Origin of the sequence: Halomonas sp. GFAJ-1 (assembly GCA_002966495.1) — a bacterium.
In the GTDB taxonomy this organism is placed as follows: domain Bacteria; phylum Pseudomonadota; class Gammaproteobacteria; order Pseudomonadales; family Halomonadaceae; genus Vreelandella.
Genome location: CP016490.1, coordinates 589,066 through 606,644, shown reverse-complemented (window position 1 = coordinate 606,644; position 17,579 = coordinate 589,066). Strand labels below are relative to the sequence as shown.

Annotated in this window: 16 protein-coding genes; 6 read left to right on the top strand and 10 right to left on the bottom strand. The window is 53.8% G+C overall.

Going from position 1 to position 17,579, the window contains the following annotated elements:
• Window positions 1-180: 180 nt before the first annotated feature.
• The 5 genes from BB497_02660 to BB497_02640 all read right to left on the bottom strand — a co-directional run bounded on the left by BB497_02660 (window position 181) and on the right by BB497_02640 (window position 5,012).
• Window positions 181-708, bottom strand: a complete 528-nt coding sequence (locus tag BB497_02660; protein ID AVI61677.1) for an alpha/beta hydrolase — start codon at window positions 706-708, stop codon at window positions 181-183.
• A 5-nt stretch (window positions 709-713) separates the two neighbouring features.
• Window positions 714-848 carry an entericidin gene (locus BB497_02655; GenBank protein AVI61676.1) on the bottom strand — a complete coding sequence of 45 codons (135 nt, stop codon included), beginning with the start codon at window positions 846-848 and terminating at the stop codon, window positions 714-716.
• A gap of 922 nt (window positions 849-1,770) precedes the next feature.
• Window positions 1,771-3,219: a sodium:glutamate symporter gene (locus BB497_02650; protein ID AVI61675.1), complete on the bottom strand. Its 1,449-nt coding sequence runs from the start codon at window positions 3,217-3,219 to the stop codon at window positions 1,771-1,773.
• A 127-nt stretch (window positions 3,220-3,346) separates the two neighbouring features.
• Window positions 3,347-3,886 (bottom strand): PA-phosphatase, encoded by a 540-nt coding sequence (locus BB497_02645; GenBank protein AVI61674.1) that lies wholly within the window; start codon window positions 3,884-3,886, stop codon window positions 3,347-3,349.
• On the bottom strand, window positions 3,849-5,012 hold the full coding sequence (locus BB497_02640; GenBank protein ID AVI61673.1) for a glycosyl transferase family 1: 1,164 nt from the start codon (window positions 5,010-5,012) through the stop codon (window positions 3,849-3,851). The genes BB497_02645 and BB497_02640 overlap by 38 nt, the downstream gene beginning before the upstream one ends.
• A gap of 223 nt (window positions 5,013-5,235) precedes the next feature.
• Here BB497_02640 and BB497_02635 point away from each other — a divergent pair, with 223 nt between their 5' ends.
• Window positions 5,236-5,901 carry a short-chain dehydrogenase gene (locus BB497_02635; protein AVI61672.1) on the top strand — a complete coding sequence of 222 codons (666 nt, stop codon included), beginning with the start codon at window positions 5,236-5,238 and terminating at the stop codon, window positions 5,899-5,901.
• A 310-nt stretch (window positions 5,902-6,211) separates the two neighbouring features.
• On the opposite strand, the gene BB497_02630 is transcribed toward BB497_02635, so the two are convergent.
• The 4 genes from BB497_02630 to BB497_02615 form a co-directional block, all read right to left on the bottom strand.
• Window positions 6,212-7,303, bottom strand: a complete 1,092-nt coding sequence (locus BB497_02630; protein ID AVI61671.1) for a sn-glycerol-3-phosphate ABC transporter ATP-binding protein UgpC — start codon at window positions 7,301-7,303, stop codon at window positions 6,212-6,214.
• Between the two features lies 1 nt (window position 7,304).
• Window positions 7,305-8,153 (bottom strand): glycerol-3-phosphate transporter, encoded by an 849-nt coding sequence (locus BB497_02625; protein ID AVI61670.1) that lies wholly within the window; start codon window positions 8,151-8,153, stop codon window positions 7,305-7,307.
• 40 nt (window positions 8,154-8,193) lie between these two features.
• The gene (locus tag BB497_02620) at window positions 8,194-9,078 is read right to left on the bottom strand and encodes a glycerol-3-phosphate transporter permease (GenBank protein AVI61669.1); all 885 of its coding nucleotides are present in this window, start codon (window positions 9,076-9,078) and stop codon (window positions 8,194-8,196) included.
• Between the two features lie 67 nt (window positions 9,079-9,145).
• Window positions 9,146-10,471 carry a sn-glycerol-3-phosphate ABC transporter substrate-binding protein gene (locus BB497_02615; GenBank protein AVI61668.1) on the bottom strand — a complete coding sequence of 442 codons (1,326 nt, stop codon included), beginning with the start codon at window positions 10,469-10,471 and terminating at the stop codon, window positions 9,146-9,148.
• A gap of 240 nt (window positions 10,472-10,711) precedes the next feature.
• On the opposite strand from BB497_02615, the gene BB497_02610 reads away from it, so the two are divergent.
• Complete coding sequence (locus BB497_02610) at window positions 10,712-11,881, top strand: acetylornithine deacetylase (ArgE) (GenBank protein AVI61667.1); 1,170 nt, start codon at window positions 10,712-10,714, stop codon at window positions 11,879-11,881.
• Between the two features lie 98 nt (window positions 11,882-11,979).
• Here BB497_02610 and BB497_02605 read toward each other — a convergent pair whose 3' ends face one another.
• Complete coding sequence (locus tag BB497_02605) at window positions 11,980-12,291, bottom strand: hypothetical protein (protein ID AVI61666.1); 312 nt, start codon at window positions 12,289-12,291, stop codon at window positions 11,980-11,982.
• Between the two features lie 180 nt (window positions 12,292-12,471).
• On the opposite strand from BB497_02605, the gene BB497_02600 reads away from it, so the two are divergent.
• The 4 genes from BB497_02600 to BB497_02585 are packed head-to-tail and all read left to right on the top strand — an operon-like array spanning window position 12,472 to window position 17,576.
• Window positions 12,472-12,933: a zinc chelation protein SecC gene (locus BB497_02600; protein AVI61665.1), complete on the top strand. Its 462-nt coding sequence runs from the start codon at window positions 12,472-12,474 to the stop codon at window positions 12,931-12,933.
• Window positions 12,934-12,965: 32 nt separating this feature from the next.
• Entirely contained in the window at window positions 12,966-14,051 is a 1,086-nt protein-coding gene (locus BB497_02595; GenBank protein ID AVI61664.1) for a Bordetella uptake protein, read from the top strand.
• A gap of 36 nt (window positions 14,052-14,087) precedes the next feature.
• Window positions 14,088-14,939, top strand: coding sequence for a hypothetical protein (locus BB497_02590; protein ID AVI61663.1), 852 nt, complete (start codon window positions 14,088-14,090; stop codon window positions 14,937-14,939).
• A gap of 12 nt (window positions 14,940-14,951) precedes the next feature.
• Complete coding sequence (locus tag BB497_02585; GenBank protein AVI61662.1) at window positions 14,952-17,576, top strand: response regulator receiver protein; 2,625 nt, start codon at window positions 14,952-14,954, stop codon at window positions 17,574-17,576.
• Window positions 17,577-17,579: the final 3 nt, after the last annotated feature.

The window sequence follows — 17,579 nt, the reverse complement described above, 5'->3', positions numbered from 1 at the left end:
ACCGTTACGAGAGGCTTCCATGGCCGCCTGCAGCTTGCGTTCATACTCTTGCTGTAGCTTCTTTTTGGGGTCGCGCTTAAATAGTCCGAACATGAGCACTCTCCTGATTGACGTATACTATTTGTATAGGTTTGTGGGGTGTATGTCGAATATTTGTTGAGATACCGCCAAGAAGATTGTCTAGCGTGATCGGTTAAAGGCGGCGCATTGGCTTAAAAAGCGCTTAAAATCAGCAAGAATAGTATCCAGACTGTCGTGTAAACGGTGGTCGTCATCGACCAAGCGTAACGATAGCCGCTGCAGGCGGGCGCGTTCAATCACCGGGGCGGGCGGAACCACATCATCTCGCCACCCATGAATAATATGCGTAACGGCTGCTTGAATAGTGGGCGAAGTTTCTGGGTAGTCGGGTAAGCCCAGCGCGGGGGCCAGCAAAAAACAGCCAAGCACCGGCTGCTGAGCACTCACAGACGCGCTTAACCAGCCACCAATACTTGAACCTGCTAAAACACAGCGTGCAGGGGTGTCGCGCCGGGATGACATGGTGGCCAACAAGTGCTGTAAACGCTGTTGTGGTTCCGGCATTCCTCGGTAGTCCATCACCACTGGTTCACAATCCTCTAGCTGTTCAGCAATGCCGTTGAGCGCCTGGATCTTTAACGCACCTGGGCCGCTTTCCAAACCGTGGGAGAGGTAGACGGTCATCATAATGGTTAGCTACCTGCTGAGCGTTGGAGGGCTTCGCCGCCCTGTTCGATATCTTGACCCACGCCGCGAATGGTATTGCAGCCGCTGATAACAAGTAGGGTCGCCAGTACTAACACGCCAAGTAAAAGTGTGCGCTTCATCGAAAATTCCTTACAAGGACACGAGCCCAGCACGGGCAAAGAGGTTCACTGATTAAAATAAGCCCAGTTGGCGACTGATGCCACAGGTTTAAGGGGGGGAATGCTGATGTTTGCCGCAACTTTTTGTCTCATGTGTCAGTTTTATACACTAGAAAACGATTTTTTAAGTCAATCCAGTCGATTTTTCAGCAAATCATTTTTTAGTAAATCTATGTTTTTAATAATATTAATCCTTTATCTTGGCTTGTTGGCCTATTGTCTGCAGTTACTTGGTGTACCCTGAAGAAACACTGTCATTTAAAGGATTATAGTTAAAGGATTATTGAAGCCAGCAAAGGAAGCGTTAGCAAGGATGGTAATTGGCAATGACAGAAAAATAGTACGAGTAAGCTGACAGGTAAGTCAGGAAGGCACGGAGGCCAGCAGTTGAAAAGGATTTAAAAGGACGCTCAGTTTGCTTGTTACTACCTGCGCAGGGAAGCGTTGGTCATCAAGGTCATGGAGCGGCAACGATGCAAAATCACCATCTCGTTTAACCGAGGTGGTTTTTTTGCATGTTTGTGATTTAATAACGCGCTGATATTTTTAGGATTTCTTAAAACCTTTGCGTAACACTCGGCTTTTTGTACAGATGAGCAAGGCTTTTTGGTCTATTCTTGCGGGACACGCAACTTTTAGCGGTTATAAAACGTCAACGCAGCAGCCGCACACCTTCAGGGACGAGCGTTATGGCCATGGTACTGATGTTATGCATGTTCGTGCTGTTTCTAGTGTTTTCAGGGCTTGGGCTTTACATGATGTTTAAAACATCATTTTTGGCGACTGTCGACGATATTGACGATATGCCTCCTGAGAGATGAGCCCGCCACATCATTACACCAACGCCCGCAGCTGCGGGCGTTGGTGTTTTAAGTAGCCATTTTTATTTACTTTTATGCCACCGACCCTTCCCGCCCTCAGGCACCATGCGTCCAAAATAGAGCAACCCAAAGGCTAACCAGCTGAGGGTTAAAATGCCGGTAAATATAAGTACTGAAAGCGCCCCAAACTGGGCGATGAGGGGTAGCGCGGCGGCTGTAAATAGTCCGCCCCCCACGACGGGTTCGAACATCAGCTGCTTGTAGCCAAAGCTTTCAAGTGCGCCAGATTTATTTTTGGGATCGGCCATTTTCATCAGCAGCAAACCGGTAACGGTGACCCCCATGGATTGGCCAAAATCACCTATGCCGCGCTCAAACCAATTTTCAGGTATCACCCGTGGGGCAATGACGATCAGTACGAATAGGGACCAGCCGATACCTGCCAGAGCAAGCAGTAAGAAAGGCATAAAGTAGTCACCTAGCGTTGTGAGCGACAGAGTGGCCAGAGCGGCAACAATGGTAAAGTCGAGCGCGGTACCTGCAATGCGTGACATGGTTCGCGTGGATACATGCCGCTCCAAGTTAAAGCGCATAATAAACAGTTGAACAATCACTCCACCAATCATGGCAATCGGGAATAGCGGCACGTGGGCTAATATTTCCAGCCCGTCATTGCGCGCCCACGTCATTTGCTCGATCCACTGAAGGGCGGTGAGCAGCAGCCAGCCAATGACAATCGCAATGCCCACTAAGCCGATATGAAGACTGAGTGGGTCGGTAGTGCCTGCTTCTTGCATCAGGTCTTTCTTAAACTCGCTAAACTCTTCGGTTGAGGGGCGATCATCATGACGCATCAGCTCGTCAGGGTCTTCTTGCTCGCCTTCAAGCTTTACCACTCCTCTGCGGGCAGCAATATTGATCAGCACGGTGCCGATCAGGATTCCTGAAACAATGCCTATAGTGGCAAGCCCTAATGCCAAGTCAGCCCCCTCTTCAAAGCCTAGTTCTGAAAAGGTGTCGGCCATGCCCGCGGCGGTACCGTGGCCACCTTCAAAGCCAATTTCGATAAGTGCGCCTACCATTGGATTCATATTAAAAATGGGTACTAACACTAAAAGCGCGAGGCTAAGCCCTACCACGTACTGGCCCCAGGCCATGGTTTGTCCCACGACTACCTGCGGCCCAGCACGTAGCCAAATGGCGCGTAAACCAGGAATGGCGGTGCCTATAAAAAGTGCGGCAAATACGACGTTAATCAGCAGGCCCGGCAGGGCCGACCAGCTTTCTTGGACATAGGCGGGGAATAGCCCAGGGCTGTCTGTAAATAGAGTCGGCATAAACCGACCAATAACGTCAGGGCCAAGAAGCAGTAGAAGTAACCCACCAATCACTGAGCTTGGTAAGAAAAGTCGCCGCAGCCAAGGTAGCCAAAGGCGTAGTGCGTTACTTACCAGCAAAACCAGGGCAATAATCACCAGCGCAATAAACAGCTCACCCACTGATAAAGTCATTTCATCACTCCTTGATGAATAGCTGGCGCCGAAGGCGATTCGGCTAAGCCTAAAAATAGACAGGAATGATGTAAACGTAGTGCGAAATGGTTTAAAGCGCTATTAAACCGACGCTATATCAAGCGCGTTAGCCCATGACATAAAGACTAAGAAGCGCGAACCCATACCCGATGGCAGCCCCTGCTATCACGTCGCTGGTGTAGTGCAACCCCAGGCCCACCCGTGAAACGGCGATCAGCAGTGAAAGCGGCAGCACAATCGGCAGTAACCACGGGGTATGCGCGGCGACTAATACGCAAAACATAACCGCATGCATGGTATGACCACTAGGGAAGCTGTAGCGGTCACGGGCAGGTTCGCCGCAGTGCACGCCGTTGCGGTAGGTAATAAACGGACGTTCGCGACAAAGGCGAGTTTTAAGCAACCGGTAAGCAACAATCGCCAAGCAGGCAGTGGCGGCGTACTGCGCCAAACGCCAACCATGCTGAGGCTGCAGCCAGGGCTGAGCGGCAATCAGCGCTACCCATACCGGCCAGTCGCCTAATCGGCTAGCCGCTTGCAGCGTAAGGCGCCAAGGGCGGTAGAGGCTTAGCAGCGTGATGCGCTGACAAAACCGCCACTCCCACAGGTCAAGACGGTCGAATACGGCAAGCGGACGTGGACGCATGGTGGTTCTCCTGGGCTTGGTGAAGGTAACGCGTGAACTGCTCAGCAATGCCTGACCAGCTCTGTTCTAACACTCGTAGCCGGGCAACACGGCCAAGGCGCGCGTAGTCGGCAGGGTGTTGGCATAGCTCAATGGCTGCCTGTGAAAAGGCAGCGGTGTCGTCTGGGGTAACGGTAATGCCGTTATGGCCGCTTTGAATCAGCTCAGCGCTGGCGGCATGCTGGTAGGCCACCACCGCCAACCCACTTGCCATGGCTTCGCTCACTACGTTGCCCCAGGTTTCCGAAAGCGAAGGAAACACAAACATGTCGGCGCTGGCATAGTGGCGTGCCAAGGTCGATTTATCGACAAACCCAGTAAAGTGAGCCTCGGGCAGTGCCTTTTGCAACTGGGCACGACCCGGGCCGTCGCCAACAATCACCTGTGCCATATCAGGGCAAACATTACGCATGGCCTGCAGGGTTTCTTGAAGTAGCGCTAGATTTTTTTCCGGCGCTAGGCGCCCTACATAAAGAGCAACAGGTTGATGGTCGGTAACGCCCCATTGGCGACGCAGCCGGGAGTCACGGTGTGCGGGTGAAAAGTGTTCGCCGTCGATGCCGCGAGACAGCACATTCACATCATGAATGCCCTGCTGCTGTAGCGCCTTTGCTTGTTGGTGAGTAGGCACCAGCGTGAGCGCACACCCGTTATGGAAGTATCCTAAGTAGCGGCGGGTAATCGCTGATAGCCAGGGCACGCCATAGTCGTGGCAGTAGTGGTCAAAGTTGGTATGCCAACCCGCTACCAGCGGAATTTTCAACCGCCGTGCCGCTTGGCGAGCCGCCCAACCGAGTGGGCCTTGGGTAGCTAAATACACCGCATCAGGCCGGTGCTTGTGCCAAAAACGCCGTATTTTAGCGGGTGTGCAAAGCCCCACTTGCACCTCGGCATAGCCAGGTAGCGCTAGCCGCTGCACCTGAAGCTCGCTTGTCACCTTTGATGCTTTACCGGCAATGCTGGGTTTCGGGCGTATCACATCCACTGTCACGCCCTGGCGCTTTAGTTCGCGACATAGCCTGCCCAAGGTGTGCGCCACACCGTTGACATCGGGTGACCATGTTTCGCTGACGATACAAAGCCGCATGTGCGATTCATCCCTCATCACATTTAACGCCATGGTGGGCCGTGCGGGTGACACTGGTAAGACAGCAGGATGAAGAACTGATGACAGGCTTGCGCTAGTTTGCGTAGGCTACTCCATAGATAGGGCAGGCTTTACAACACACCTGTCGAGAGCCAGTTACACTGGACGTGTATAGATGTTCTATCCTCTTCGTCCTCATCAATAAAAGCAGCAGGGAGCCAGAATGAAATCAACCGTTGTTATTACCGGAGCTAACCGGGGTGTAGGCTTAGCGCTTGCTGAGTACTACGTTGACGCTGGGTGGCGCGTGCTAGGCGTTTGCCGTCAGTCGTCAGAAGAGCTGGATCGCGTTGCGGATCACGTGTTCGATGGAATTGATGTCACTCATCCCCACGATGTTGCCCGGTTAGCCGAGGCGCTTAATGGCCAAACGGTCGATCTGCTAATTAACAACGCGGGGCTGCTTCGCGATGAGGCCCTGGGCAGCGTTGATTTCGACAGTATCCGTGAGCAGATGGAGATCAACGCCTATGCACCGCTGCGTGTCGTCGAAGCGCTTCTGCCTACCCTTAAAAAGGGCAGCAAAATTGCCAATATCACTAGCCGGATGGGTTCAATAGCGGATAACGACTCCGGTGGACGCTATGGCTACCGTGCCTCTAAAGCGGCGCTCAATGCGTTTGGGAAATCGCTGGCGATGGACTTGAAGCCTCAAGGTATTGCGGTGGCGCAACTACATCCCGGTTATGTGCAAACACGCATGGTGAATTTTGGTGGGTTGATCAGCCCCCAAGAGGCAGCATTAGGCATCGCCGCGCGTATTGAAGCGCTAACACTAGAGAACAGTGGCGGGTTTTGGCATAGCAATGGGGAGTCACTCCCCTGGTGATGGCGGGCGCAATGAACGTGACCGCTTTTTTTCACGCCTGCGCTGCCTCGCAATAGCGTTGCCATTAGCCAGTTGAATTAAGTAAGCGATTTCTTCGTCACTTAGCGGTGCGCGCGGTTGGTTCGCCATAGTGGTCACCGTTTCGTTTAGCCTTAATGGCATGCTAACGGTGAACGATGACACCCGTATGAATGTAGTGCCGCAGAGGGGAGTGTTAATAAGTGCTCACGGTGCGGCGGGCGGCAAGCGCTACCCGCCGGGGGGATTTGCGGTGTTTCCAGGGCTTGTCTCTAGGGTTGTGCCTCTGCGTCTATGTTTTCAGAGTTGTGTTTAGGACAGTCTCTTCTAACGCGTCAGTGCGCTGCCCCGTGGCGCTGTTAAAGGGGTGCAGTGCGCCTAGGGGAACGTAAAAGCGCAGTGTTTCGCCTTCGGCGACCGGCGGCTGGCCTGACACGCGAATGACCGTAGGCTGGTCACTATCGGCGAGGGTTACATACAGGTGGCTTTCAGCACCGGCGGCCTCAAATAGCGCCAGCGTCGAATCGACAGTTAAGTGGGGGCTTGCTGGTGGTACTAAATGCATGTCATCTGGGCGAATACCGACGATATCTGTACCTTCTGCCAAGTTGTCTAATAGCCCCTGGGAGCCCCGTGCGTTTAAGTACTCAATGGGCAACATGTTCATGGCGGGGGAGCCAATAAATCCAGCCACAAACATCGTCGCCGGACGGGCGTAGATTTCCATGGGTGTGCCCACTTGCTCAATTTGCCCAGCGTTCAGCACGACCAAGCGGTCGCCTAGGGTCATGGCTTCCAGCTGGTCGTGGGTCACGTACAGGCTGGTGGTTTTCAGGCGCCGCTGAAGCTGCTTGATCTCTACGCGCATCTGTACCCGTAGCTTGGCGTCTAGGTTGGAAAGCGGCTCATCAAACAAAAAGGCTGCTGGCTCGCGCACTAGCGCGCGCCCCATGGCCACCCGCTGGCGCTGCCCGCCAGAAAGCTTGCGCGGTTTGCGTTCTAAAAAGTCTTCAATTTCAAGCATTTTGGCAGCAGTGCGTACGCGCTTTTCAATCTCATCTTTTTTAAAGCCTCGGTTCTTCAGGCCATAGGCGAGGTTGTTGTACACCGTCATGTGCGGGTAGAGCGCGTAGTTTTGGAACACCATGGCAATATCGCGTTCGGCGGGTTCGAGCTTATTGACCACACGATCACCGATTTTGAGCGTGCCATCGGTGATGGTTTCAAGGCCCGCCACCATACGTAGTAGCGTGGATTTTCCGCAGCCTGAAGGCCCTACCAGCACCACAAACTCGCCGTCTTCAATGTGCAAGTCGATGCCTTTTACCGCATCGACATTGCCTGTGTAGGTTTTCTTTAGCCTTTCCAAGGTAATACTGGCCATCTTATTTCTCCGTCTCGGTCAGGCCTTTCACAAATAAGCGCTGCATAAAGAGCACCACCAGCACAGGGGGGAGTGCTGCCATGACCACCGCCGCCATCACCAAGTGCCACTGCGGGTCGCCATCGGCGGCGGTGGTCATCCGTTGAATGCCCATCACAATGGTGTAGTAGTCGGGGTCGGTGGTGATCAGCAGCGGCCAGAGGTACTGGTTCCAGCCATAGATGAACATGATCACAAACAGCGCTGCGATATTGGTAATCGACAGCGGCATCAAAATGTCTTTAAAAAATTTAAGCGGCCCCGCGCCATCGACCCGTGCTGCTTCCAGCATCTCTTCAGGTACGGTCATAAAAAACTGCCGGAACAGAAACGTGGCGGTCGCCGAGGCAATTAACGGGATAGAGAGCCCGGCAAAGCTGTTGAGCATTTTCAGGTCCGCGACCACCTGGAACGTTGGGATAATGCGTACTTCCACCGGCAGCATCAGGGTGATGAAAATGATCCAGAAGAAGAACATCCGGAAGCGGAAGCGGAAGTACACAATGGCAAACGCGGACAGCAGCGAAATGGAGAGCTTACCGATTGTGATGGCCATCGCCATTACAAAACTATTCCAGAGCATTTGTCCGGCGGGCGGCGCGCCGGCGCGGGAAAGGCCGGTGCTCCACATAGCGGTGTAGTTGTCGATGGCGTGGGGGCCAGGCAGTAGGGGCAGCGTGCCGCGTAAGAATTCACCCGGGCCATGGGTCGAGGCAACAATGGCGATATACACTGGAAACACCACCAGCGCGACGCCAATAATGAGAATGGTATGGGCAAACAGGTTGGCCCAGGGGCGATTTTCAACCATCACAAGGCTCTCTTATCGGTAAAGGTTAGAACGTGCGCCATTAGTAGTTCACCCGCCGCTCAATAAAACGGAACTGCACAACGGTGAGCAGTATCACGATGATCATAAGAATCACGGACTGTGCTGCCGAAGAGCCGAGGTTCAGGCCAATAAAGCCATCGGCGTAAACTTTATAAACCAGAATGTTGGTGGCCTGAGAGGGACCGCCCTGGGTCGTGGCGTGGATAATGCCGAAGGTATCGAACATGGCGTACACCACGTTAACGACCATCAAGAAGAACGTGGTGGGTGAGAGCAGGGGGAACACGATGGTCCAAAAGCGTTTCATGGGGCTTGCGCCATCAATAGCGGCGGCCTCAATCAACGACTGGGGGATAGACTGCATGCCTGCCAAGAAGAACAAAAAGTTATAGGAAATTTGCTTCCAGGCCGCAGCCAAAATCACCAGCAGCATGGCATCATTACCCGAGGTACGGTGATTCCAGTTGTAACCCACCATCTCCAGCAGGTAAGGCACGATGCCGATAGAGGGGTTGAAAATAAACCACCACAGCACCCCGGCAATGGCTGGCGCAATGGCATAAGGCCATACGAGCAGTGTGGTGTAGGTGCTTCGAGAGCGGATCATGCGGTTCACGGTACTGGCGAGCAGCAGCGCCACTGACATGGAAATCAGCGTGGTGCCGACGGCAAATACCACGGTGACTGACAGTGAGTTGAGGTACGCGCCGTCACGAAACAGTCGGGCAAAGTTTTCCAGACCCACAAAGGTGCTACGCAGGCCGAAAGCATCTTCGCGTAGCAGCGATTGATACATCGCTTTGCCCGCAGGCCAGATGAAAAAAATCAGCGTAATAATGACCTGGGGAGCCAGCAGTGCATAAGGCAACCAGCGGCCAGGAAACGTCATGCGTTTAGTCTGCATGGAAGCTCACCTTACAACAAACGAAAGCGCCGCCTACGGGTAGGTAGGCGGCGAAGAAGTTACTAGCTTATTGGTTGGCGGCTTCGAAATCGCGGAGCAGCGCGTTACCCCGGCGAACCGCATCGTCAGCAGCCTGCTGCCCATCTTTGCGACCGCTCATGACGGCTTCCATCTCCTCGGAGATGATGTCGCGAATCTGCACAAAGTTACCAAAGCGCAGGCCCATGGAGTTTTCTGTGGGCTCGTTGAGGGTCATTTGCTTGATGGACGTGTCGGCACCTGGGTTCTCGTCGTAATACCCCTGCTCCTCGCTTAAATCCCAGGCCGCTTGAGTAATCGGCAGATAGCCAGTGCGCTGATGCCAATCGGCCTGCACGTCAGGTTGGGAGAGGTAGTCAAAGAAAGCGGCAACGGCCTCATACTCTTCGTCATCGTGGCCCTGCATGGCCCACAGCGTAGCGCCGCCGATGATTGAGTTTTGCGGTGCGCCGTCAATATCATCGTAGTAAGGTAACATGCCAAACCCAACCTCAAAGTCGGCATTAGCGGCAATGTCAGCACGAGAAGCGGAGGAGCCAAAGAACATCGCGCAGTCACCGGCGTAGAACATAGGCACCGCGTCGTCACCAGCGCCTGGGCCGCCCCAGCGGTAAAGCCCCTCTTCTTGCCAGGCTTTCAAGTTGTCCCAGTGGCGGGCGACGTGCTCGTTATTGAAATTCAGCTCTGTTTCTATGCCACCAAAGCCATTTTCCAGCGTGCCCAGCGGTAAGTTATGCATGGCTGAGAAGTTTTCCAGCATCACCCAACTAGGCCAAGAGGAGGTAAAACCACAGCGAGCAGCACCGGATTCCTGGATTTGCGCTGAGAAGGCTTCCATCTCTTGCCACGTTTGCGGCGGCTGCTCGGGGTCTAAACCGGCTTCCTCAAACACGTCACGGTTGTAGTACATGATGGGAGTTGACGAGTTGAACGGGAAGGAGAGCATGTTGCCCTCTGTGTCGGTGTAGTAACCGACCACCGCAGGCAGGAAGGCGTCATTGTCAAACGCACGGCCGTGGTCTTCCATCAGCTGGTATACCGGATATACCGCACCGGCGGCATTCATCATGGTGCCCGTGCCAACTTCAAAGACTTGTAAAATATGGGGCTGTTCACCAGCACGAAAAGCCGCGATGGCACCGGTCATCGTTTCGGTATAGTTACCCCGATAGCTGGGGCGCACGCGGTAATCGTCTTGTGAAGCGTTGAAGTCATCGGTGATGCCTTCAAGAATTTCTCCTAACTGACCACCCATCGCATGCCACCAGTTGACCTCTGTGGTGGCGTGGGCAGATAGGCTAAGGCTGGCAGTGGCCACGCCAATAGCAAGTGCGCGCAGTGTGAAGCGAGACATAACAGCTCCTTGTAGGTCTGAGCTTGAGTCGCCAGGTCGGTCTGGCCCGTAAGCTCTCGACAATGCGTTTTTTGGATTCATTGGGTGCATTGAACAATAAGTAGTGTAGATGACGTTTTTATGAATGCACGATGAAGCTGACGTGACAGTCACGTTTAGCAGTTATCGGTTAACTCGCTGAGTAGGAAAAGCCCTGGTGCAGTGCTAGTGTGGCGAAAATCAGAGAATTAAGAGAGTCCTATGACAGACGCAACCACGTTACTGGCGAAGCTTGTGTCATTTGACACGACCTCCAGCGAATCCAATTTGGCCTTGATTGAGTTTGTTGAGCGCTATTTGGCAGACTACGGCGTTAGCTCAGAGCGCGTCATGAGCCCCTGCGGCACCAAAGCCAACTTGATCGCCCGCGTAGGCCCTGATGCCCCTGGCGGTGTGATGCTTTCTGGCCATACCGATGTGGTGCCAGTGGCAGGCCAGCCATGGTCGAGCGATCCGTTTACCCTATGTGATGGCGGTGATGGCCGCTTGTACGGACGTGGCACCTGTGACATGAAAGGCTTTATTGCCTGCGCGCTGGCCATGGTGCCCACCTGGGTGAACGCGCCCCTTAAGCAGCCTATCTATTTTGGGTTTTCTTACGACGAAGAGATTGGCTGCGTCGGTGCCCCTAGCTTGATTAAACGCTTTTATGAACACTACACCACCACGGCCCATGTCATTGTGGGGGAACCCACCAGCATGCAGCCGGTGGTAGCGCAAAAGGGCGCTACCAACCTGCGTACCACGGTGATTGGCCGCGAAGCCCATAGTAGCCAAGTGAATCAGGGTACCTCGGCGATTCATATCGCCGCGCGACTGGTCACCTTTATTGAAGACACTATGGCGGCGCTAGTAGAAGAAGGGCGAGTCGACGAAGCGTTTAATGTGCCCCATACCAGTTTGCATGTAGGTAAAATTAAAGGCGGTACGGCGATCAATATCATGGCGCGTGAGTGCCAGTTCGAATGGGAAATTCGCCACCTGCCAACGGAGTCGTTCAGCGAAATATATGCACGTTTTGAGGCGTACTGCGCTCAGCTTAGCGAGGCGCTATCGGCGAAAGGCAAAACGGTTGAGATAGTCACAGAGCCGTTAAACGTTACGGTGCCAGGCTTAGCCGACCGCGATAACGATCAGGTGCTCCGCTTGGCTAAAGACCATTTGCCTGATAACTGCTGCAGCCACGCGGTTGCTTACGCGACAGAAGCAGGGCAGTTCCAGGGGAAGGGGTTGCAAACGATTATTTTGGGGCCGGGCAGTATTGCCCAGGCGCACCAGCCGGATGAGTATATTGAGGTAACTCAGCTAAACGCGTGCTCTGCGTTTATGCAGCGCTTAGGCGAAGCGTTAGAAACGCCGTTTTCGGGATGAGGTCTAGGTGAAAAACGTCCAATAAAAAACACCCGCCAACTATTAACAAAAGCTGTTAACAACGGGCGGGTGCTTTTCTAAGATATTACTCTACTGCTTCAAGCTTGAGATTGCTCTTCGTAAAGCTCTGCTTTTGCGTGGCGCATCACATCTTCACAGGCCTGCTGGCGGGCCAGCTGGGTTAGCAGCCGCTGGGTCACTTCAAACCCTTTCCCTAAACAGGTATCGACTTCGTCTTGGCTAACGTGTGGAGAGACGTTGCAGTCGATCTTCACTGTGCGTCCGCCGCCTTCAAGACGGTCGGCAAACGCTCTTAGCCGCCACGCGATTCGCTCTTTCCAGTTTGCTGATTCTACCGCGCCTTCGTTTACGCTAAACGTGCACTGCCATTCCGGTTTATAAACCTTCATAGGAGAACCTCCACTGCGTTTGGAAAGAATGATCGGTCGTGTTGCGTACTCCGTCTGTCTAGTGATGTTGCTTTGATACTATACCTACTCTAGGGCAGCACCGATACATTTACACTGAGGTGATATCAAAACAAATTATCTACTGCGCCCCTACTCTTTGTTCATACTAGAGCCACCATTATGACTCAGTTAGCCACCGATAGTTGCCCATGTGGCAGCAATACTTCGCTACAAGGGTGTTGCCAGCCCTATCTCCAAGGTGCTAACGCGCCCACGCCAGAAGCGCTTATGCGCGCGCGCTACACAGCCTTTGCGTTGAATCAACCGGATTATCTATTAAACTCCTGGTACGCCACCACGCGGCCAGCACACTTGCCGCCAGACCCGGATACTCAATGGAAGTCGCTGGTTATTGTGGCTGCGCCCCCGCCGAGTAGCAGCACCGGCAGCGTGCATTTTCGAGCCTATTTTCGTGAGCCAGGCGGCTGGCATGTGTTAGAGGAGATCTCGCGTTTTCGCTTTAAAGAGGGGCGCTGGTGGTATGTGGATGGCGATCCTAGGGTTGAGCGGCTAAAGCCTCGTCGAAATGAGCGGTGCTTATGTGGTAGCGAGCGTAAATTAAAGGTATGTTGCGGTGAGTAGCTAACGCTAAGAAGGATGAGGCATTCCAAGCAATGAGCCAGCAGCGAGCACTATCCGTCCATCAACCATTATCTGTGTGCCAACACTGGGTAGGGTATTTCTACTGGCGTTGGTTAACGCTGTTACAAGGGTTTGGCGTGATCGGGTTTGGCGTGACCGGGTTCGCCGTGATGGGTGCAGGGGTGATGGGGCTGAGTGTGAGCGCATCATTACTAGCCGATGAGCCTTATCCCTCTGCAGGGGTTACCTTAGTTGTGCCCTATGGCGAGGGTGGGGCTACCGATGTGCTTTTGCGCGCTGTGGCTGCTCAGGCCCAAGAGTACCTTGAGGCCCCCATCACCACCGTTAACATGCCAGGGGGTGGCGCTATTTTGGGCTCTCAGTTCGTCAAGGAGAGCGCCCCCGATGGCTACACGCTGCTAGGCAGCCACCAAACCATCGACCTTTCCTATCTCTCGGGAGTCGCCGCGTACTCTCACCAAGCGTTTGCGCCGGTGGCACTGCTTACGCGAACGGTCAACATTCCTGCTACTAGAGCAGGCCACGCTGCTACAGGGGCTGGGGACATCAAGAGGTTGATTCACCAGCAGAGCGAGCCGCTGTTGTTTGGCGTTATCCCGCACTCGACTGATCACTTTTTTTGGCTGCATTTTTTTGCCGAAGAAGGCATTTCAGCGGCGGATGTACAATTTGTTCACTACCCGGGCACCAGCGCCCAAGTGGAAGCGTTACTGGGAGGCGAGCTGGACTTTGCCATGCTGAACTTGCCCTCGGCGCGCGCGCTTTTTAATGCTGGCGCTTTATTACCCCTTGGCGTGGCCAGCGAAGACCGGCTGGCTGATTTACCCCATGTGCCTACACTGCATGAGCAGGGCATTGCGCTGGTCAACACCACTGACCGTGGCTTATTTGCACCGCTGAATACACCGAAAGAGCGGTTGGGAGTCGTCGCCAAAGCATTCGAGCAAGCGCTGGCAGCGCCCGAGTTGGTGCATGCACTAGAGCAAACGTATGGCTCTTTCGTTGATTTTAAAGCCTTAGATGCCTACGGCCACTACTTGGAAGAGCAGTATCAGCAACTGCAGGCCCTTGCCGGTGCGATACAGTTTCAGCGCTAGTCGCGTGCAAGCGTTGAAAAGGAGTAAGTGCGTTTCATGCCATTAAATACGCGAGACTTAGCAGCACAAACGCTGCTGCTAATGGCAGCGGCAACGCTTCTAGTGATGGGGTGTGCGGGGTTAATCGGCTGGATGATGTTCCCGGGCATTCTGGTAGGGCCCATGTTAGTGCCCGACGCGTCTATCGTCACGGTACTGATTGGCAGTGCCCTGTTGGCCACGCTTTTTCACGCTGCCGTTGTCAGGCTCGCCAGCGCTACGCTGTTATCCATACTGCTGATATACACCTTATTACACAACCAGGTGGATAACGGCGTTAGCGCCTCTTTGATAACCGGCGAGCCGCGCATTACGTCGCTATCTGCCGTCATGCTTTTGCTGATTAATCTCTGCTGTTGGTTAGGTATTGCGCCTTCCCGCAGCCGTATGGTTTGGCGCACGGTGGGGCTGGGCCTATGGCTGTTTGGTGGCGTTGTCATCGTGTTGATGTGGCAAGCAAGCGTTGCTTATCGTCCGCCTTTTAGCTCGTCACCCCTTGCTGCACTGGTGTTTGTGTTTCTAACCGGGACGGCTCTGCTGGTGGCCAGTTGGCGCGAGCGCTCTAAACGCTTAAGCCCAGGCAAACACACGGTGATCGTCGCGCTGGGGGGCGTCGTGATCAGTTGCCTAGCCTGGCTGTTTTTGAGTATCAACCAGCGCAACGAGATTGAACAGCAGGCTGGCTACTTGCTTGATAGTGTTCAACTCAATGCTGAGCAGGTGATGACTGCGCGGTTACAGCTAATGCAGCGAATGGCAAACCGTTTGGATGTAGTACCTGCTGAGCAGGGGCTGGTGCTACATGAGAGCGACGCACAGCGCTATTTCCTTGATACGCCCAGTTTGTAAGCCATCGCGTTAGTGAATGCCCAGAGCGAGGCAGTTTGGTCGCAAGGGCGTAGCAACGACGGTGATGTATGGCTACTAGAGCAGCTGAACCAGCCTTTGGTTCAGTCGTGGCTAGCCGTGCCCTTTAGCCGCCCCCGTTTATTTCAGCCCGATGAGACGCAGAACAGCGTGGTGATGATGGCGGTGCCCATCGAGAGCCGTGAACAGCAACTGCTGTCGGCATTTGACCTGCGCACGCTACTAGGCCAAGAGCTGAGGCTAGGCCTGGGGCCTTTTCAAGTGGGGATAAACCGCAGGGCCGAAACACTGATGGTGCTTCATCCCGCTGGTTTTAGTGCGAATGAGGCGCTGGCGCCTGTACAGGCAATAGTATCGCGTCATGTGGGGCTGCCCGGTGGCATAAACGTAACGCTACATGCGTATCCCGGCGAGCATTATAATTGGTATATGGTAGGCGTCATACCGGTGGCAGTGGCCCTAGGGGGGCTATTGCTGAGCTGGTTGCTGGCGTTTAGCGTGGGCGTCGTCATCGTTAGCATGAGCCGTACTAAAGAGCTTTTTCTGGCACGGGAATCATTAGAGCAAAGCGAACAGCACTACCGCTCTTTGTTTACACATCACCCCGATGCCGTGTTTTCTCTCAATGCCGAGGGGCGTTTCGTGACGGCGAATAATAGCTGTGGCGCCATCACCGGATATGCCAACGCTGACATTATTGGCCAGCATTTTACGCACTTCATCGAGGGGGCGGATGTTGAGCGTGTGGGTGAGTATTTTAAACATGTAGTGATGGGCAACAGTGTCCGGTTTGAGCTCACTCTTCGGGATCGTGATGGAGAAGCCCATCTTCTCGATTTAGTCGCGTTACCGATTAGTATTAATGGCAGTTTTGTGGGCGTGCACTGTATTGCCCAGGATGTGACTGCTAGCCGTGAACAACAAACCCGCTTGCGCACCCTGGAACGTGGCGTTGAGGCTAGCGTGAACGGGGTGCTGATTGCCGATGCCAGCCTGCCTGACACACCGGTTGTGTATGCCAATAAGGCATTTACGGCAATAACCGGCTACTCCCAGGAAGACGTTATTGGGCACAACTGCCGCTTTTTGCAGGGGCCAGATAGCGACCCTGAGGTGGTTGCACAGCTAAGACGCGGCATCAAAGAGCGGCGCGAAGTCCACGTTACGATATGCAACTATCGGCAGGACGGCACCCCGTTTTGGAATGATTTATATATAGCGCCTGTGCGGGATCAAGAAGGGCAGGTAACGCACTTCGTTGGCATTCAGCACGATATTTCCCAGCAAAAAGCGTCTGAAGCGCGCTTATCTTACTATGCGAGTCACGACGATCTAACGCGGCTGCCCAATCGTATGCTGTTTGAGGAAACGCTGTGTAAGCAATTTGCGCTAGCCAACATGCATCATCAGCGTATCAGTGTGCTGTTTGTTGATTTAGATGATTTCAAGCCGATTAACGATAGCCTAGGCCACGCGGTAGGAGATCAAGTGCTGGTAGAAGTGGCCCAGCGCTTACGCGATACGCTACGTCAAGAGGATACGGTAGCGCGCTTGGGTGGCGATGAATTTGTCCTGCTGCTGACCAACACGCCCCATGAGGCCCAGGCAGAAGAGGTCGTTGAGCGATTGTTGCCTGCCTTGTCAAAGCCTTACTGTATCGACGGGCGCGAGCTTCATTTAAGTGCCAGCGTCGGTATCGCCATGAGTCAGCCAGACACACCTCAACCGCAAACGCTGATTCAGCAAGCCGATATCGCTATGTACCGGGCCAAGCAGCAGGGACGCAATGCCTACGCCTGGTTTCACCACAACAGCCACGATATCGCCAGCGAGCGGGTCACGCTGCGCAATGACCTACAAGAAGCTATTGAACGCCAAGCGTTTGAACTCTACTACCAGCCGATCTTTAACCGCGATGGCCAAGTTGCCAGTTTAGAAGCCTTGCTGCGCTGGCCTCATCCTACCCAGGGGTATATCTCCCCCGATCGATTCATCCCGCTGGCAGAAGCGACAGGGCAAATTATGCCTATTAGCGAGTGGGTGCTTAACCGTGCCTGCACGGATATGCAGCAGTTAAACGATAAAGGGCTGGGAGCAAAATGCGTAGCTGTCAACTTGTCTCCCCTGCAGTTTCATCGCGCTAGTTTTCTGGAAACACTGAGCGCAACGCTAATGGATACAGGGATGCCGTCAGCGCAGCTAACGCTAGAACTGACAGAAGGCATTTTGATGGATAACACGGCCAATGCTATTGATATTCTGCACTCGGTGCGCAGTATGGGGATTAAAGTCTCAATTGATGATTTTGGTACCGGCTTTTCAAGCTTGAGCTACTTAAAGCATTTGCCGATTAGTACCGTTAAAATTGATCGCAGCTTTATTAAAGAGTTAACCCATAGCGATGACGATGCCGCTATCGTGCAAGGTATTATTTCCATGGCTCACCACCTGGGGTTAAAAGTGGTGGCCGAAGGCGTCGAAACTGATGAGCAGCATCAGCGGCTACTCACTTACCAGTGCGATTTTTTCCAGGGTTTTGGCTTAGCAAGGCCAATGCCGCTATCGGCATTGGAGCAGTTAATGACGGCTCAGGCACTCTCTTCATCTCCCATGCCTTAGCGA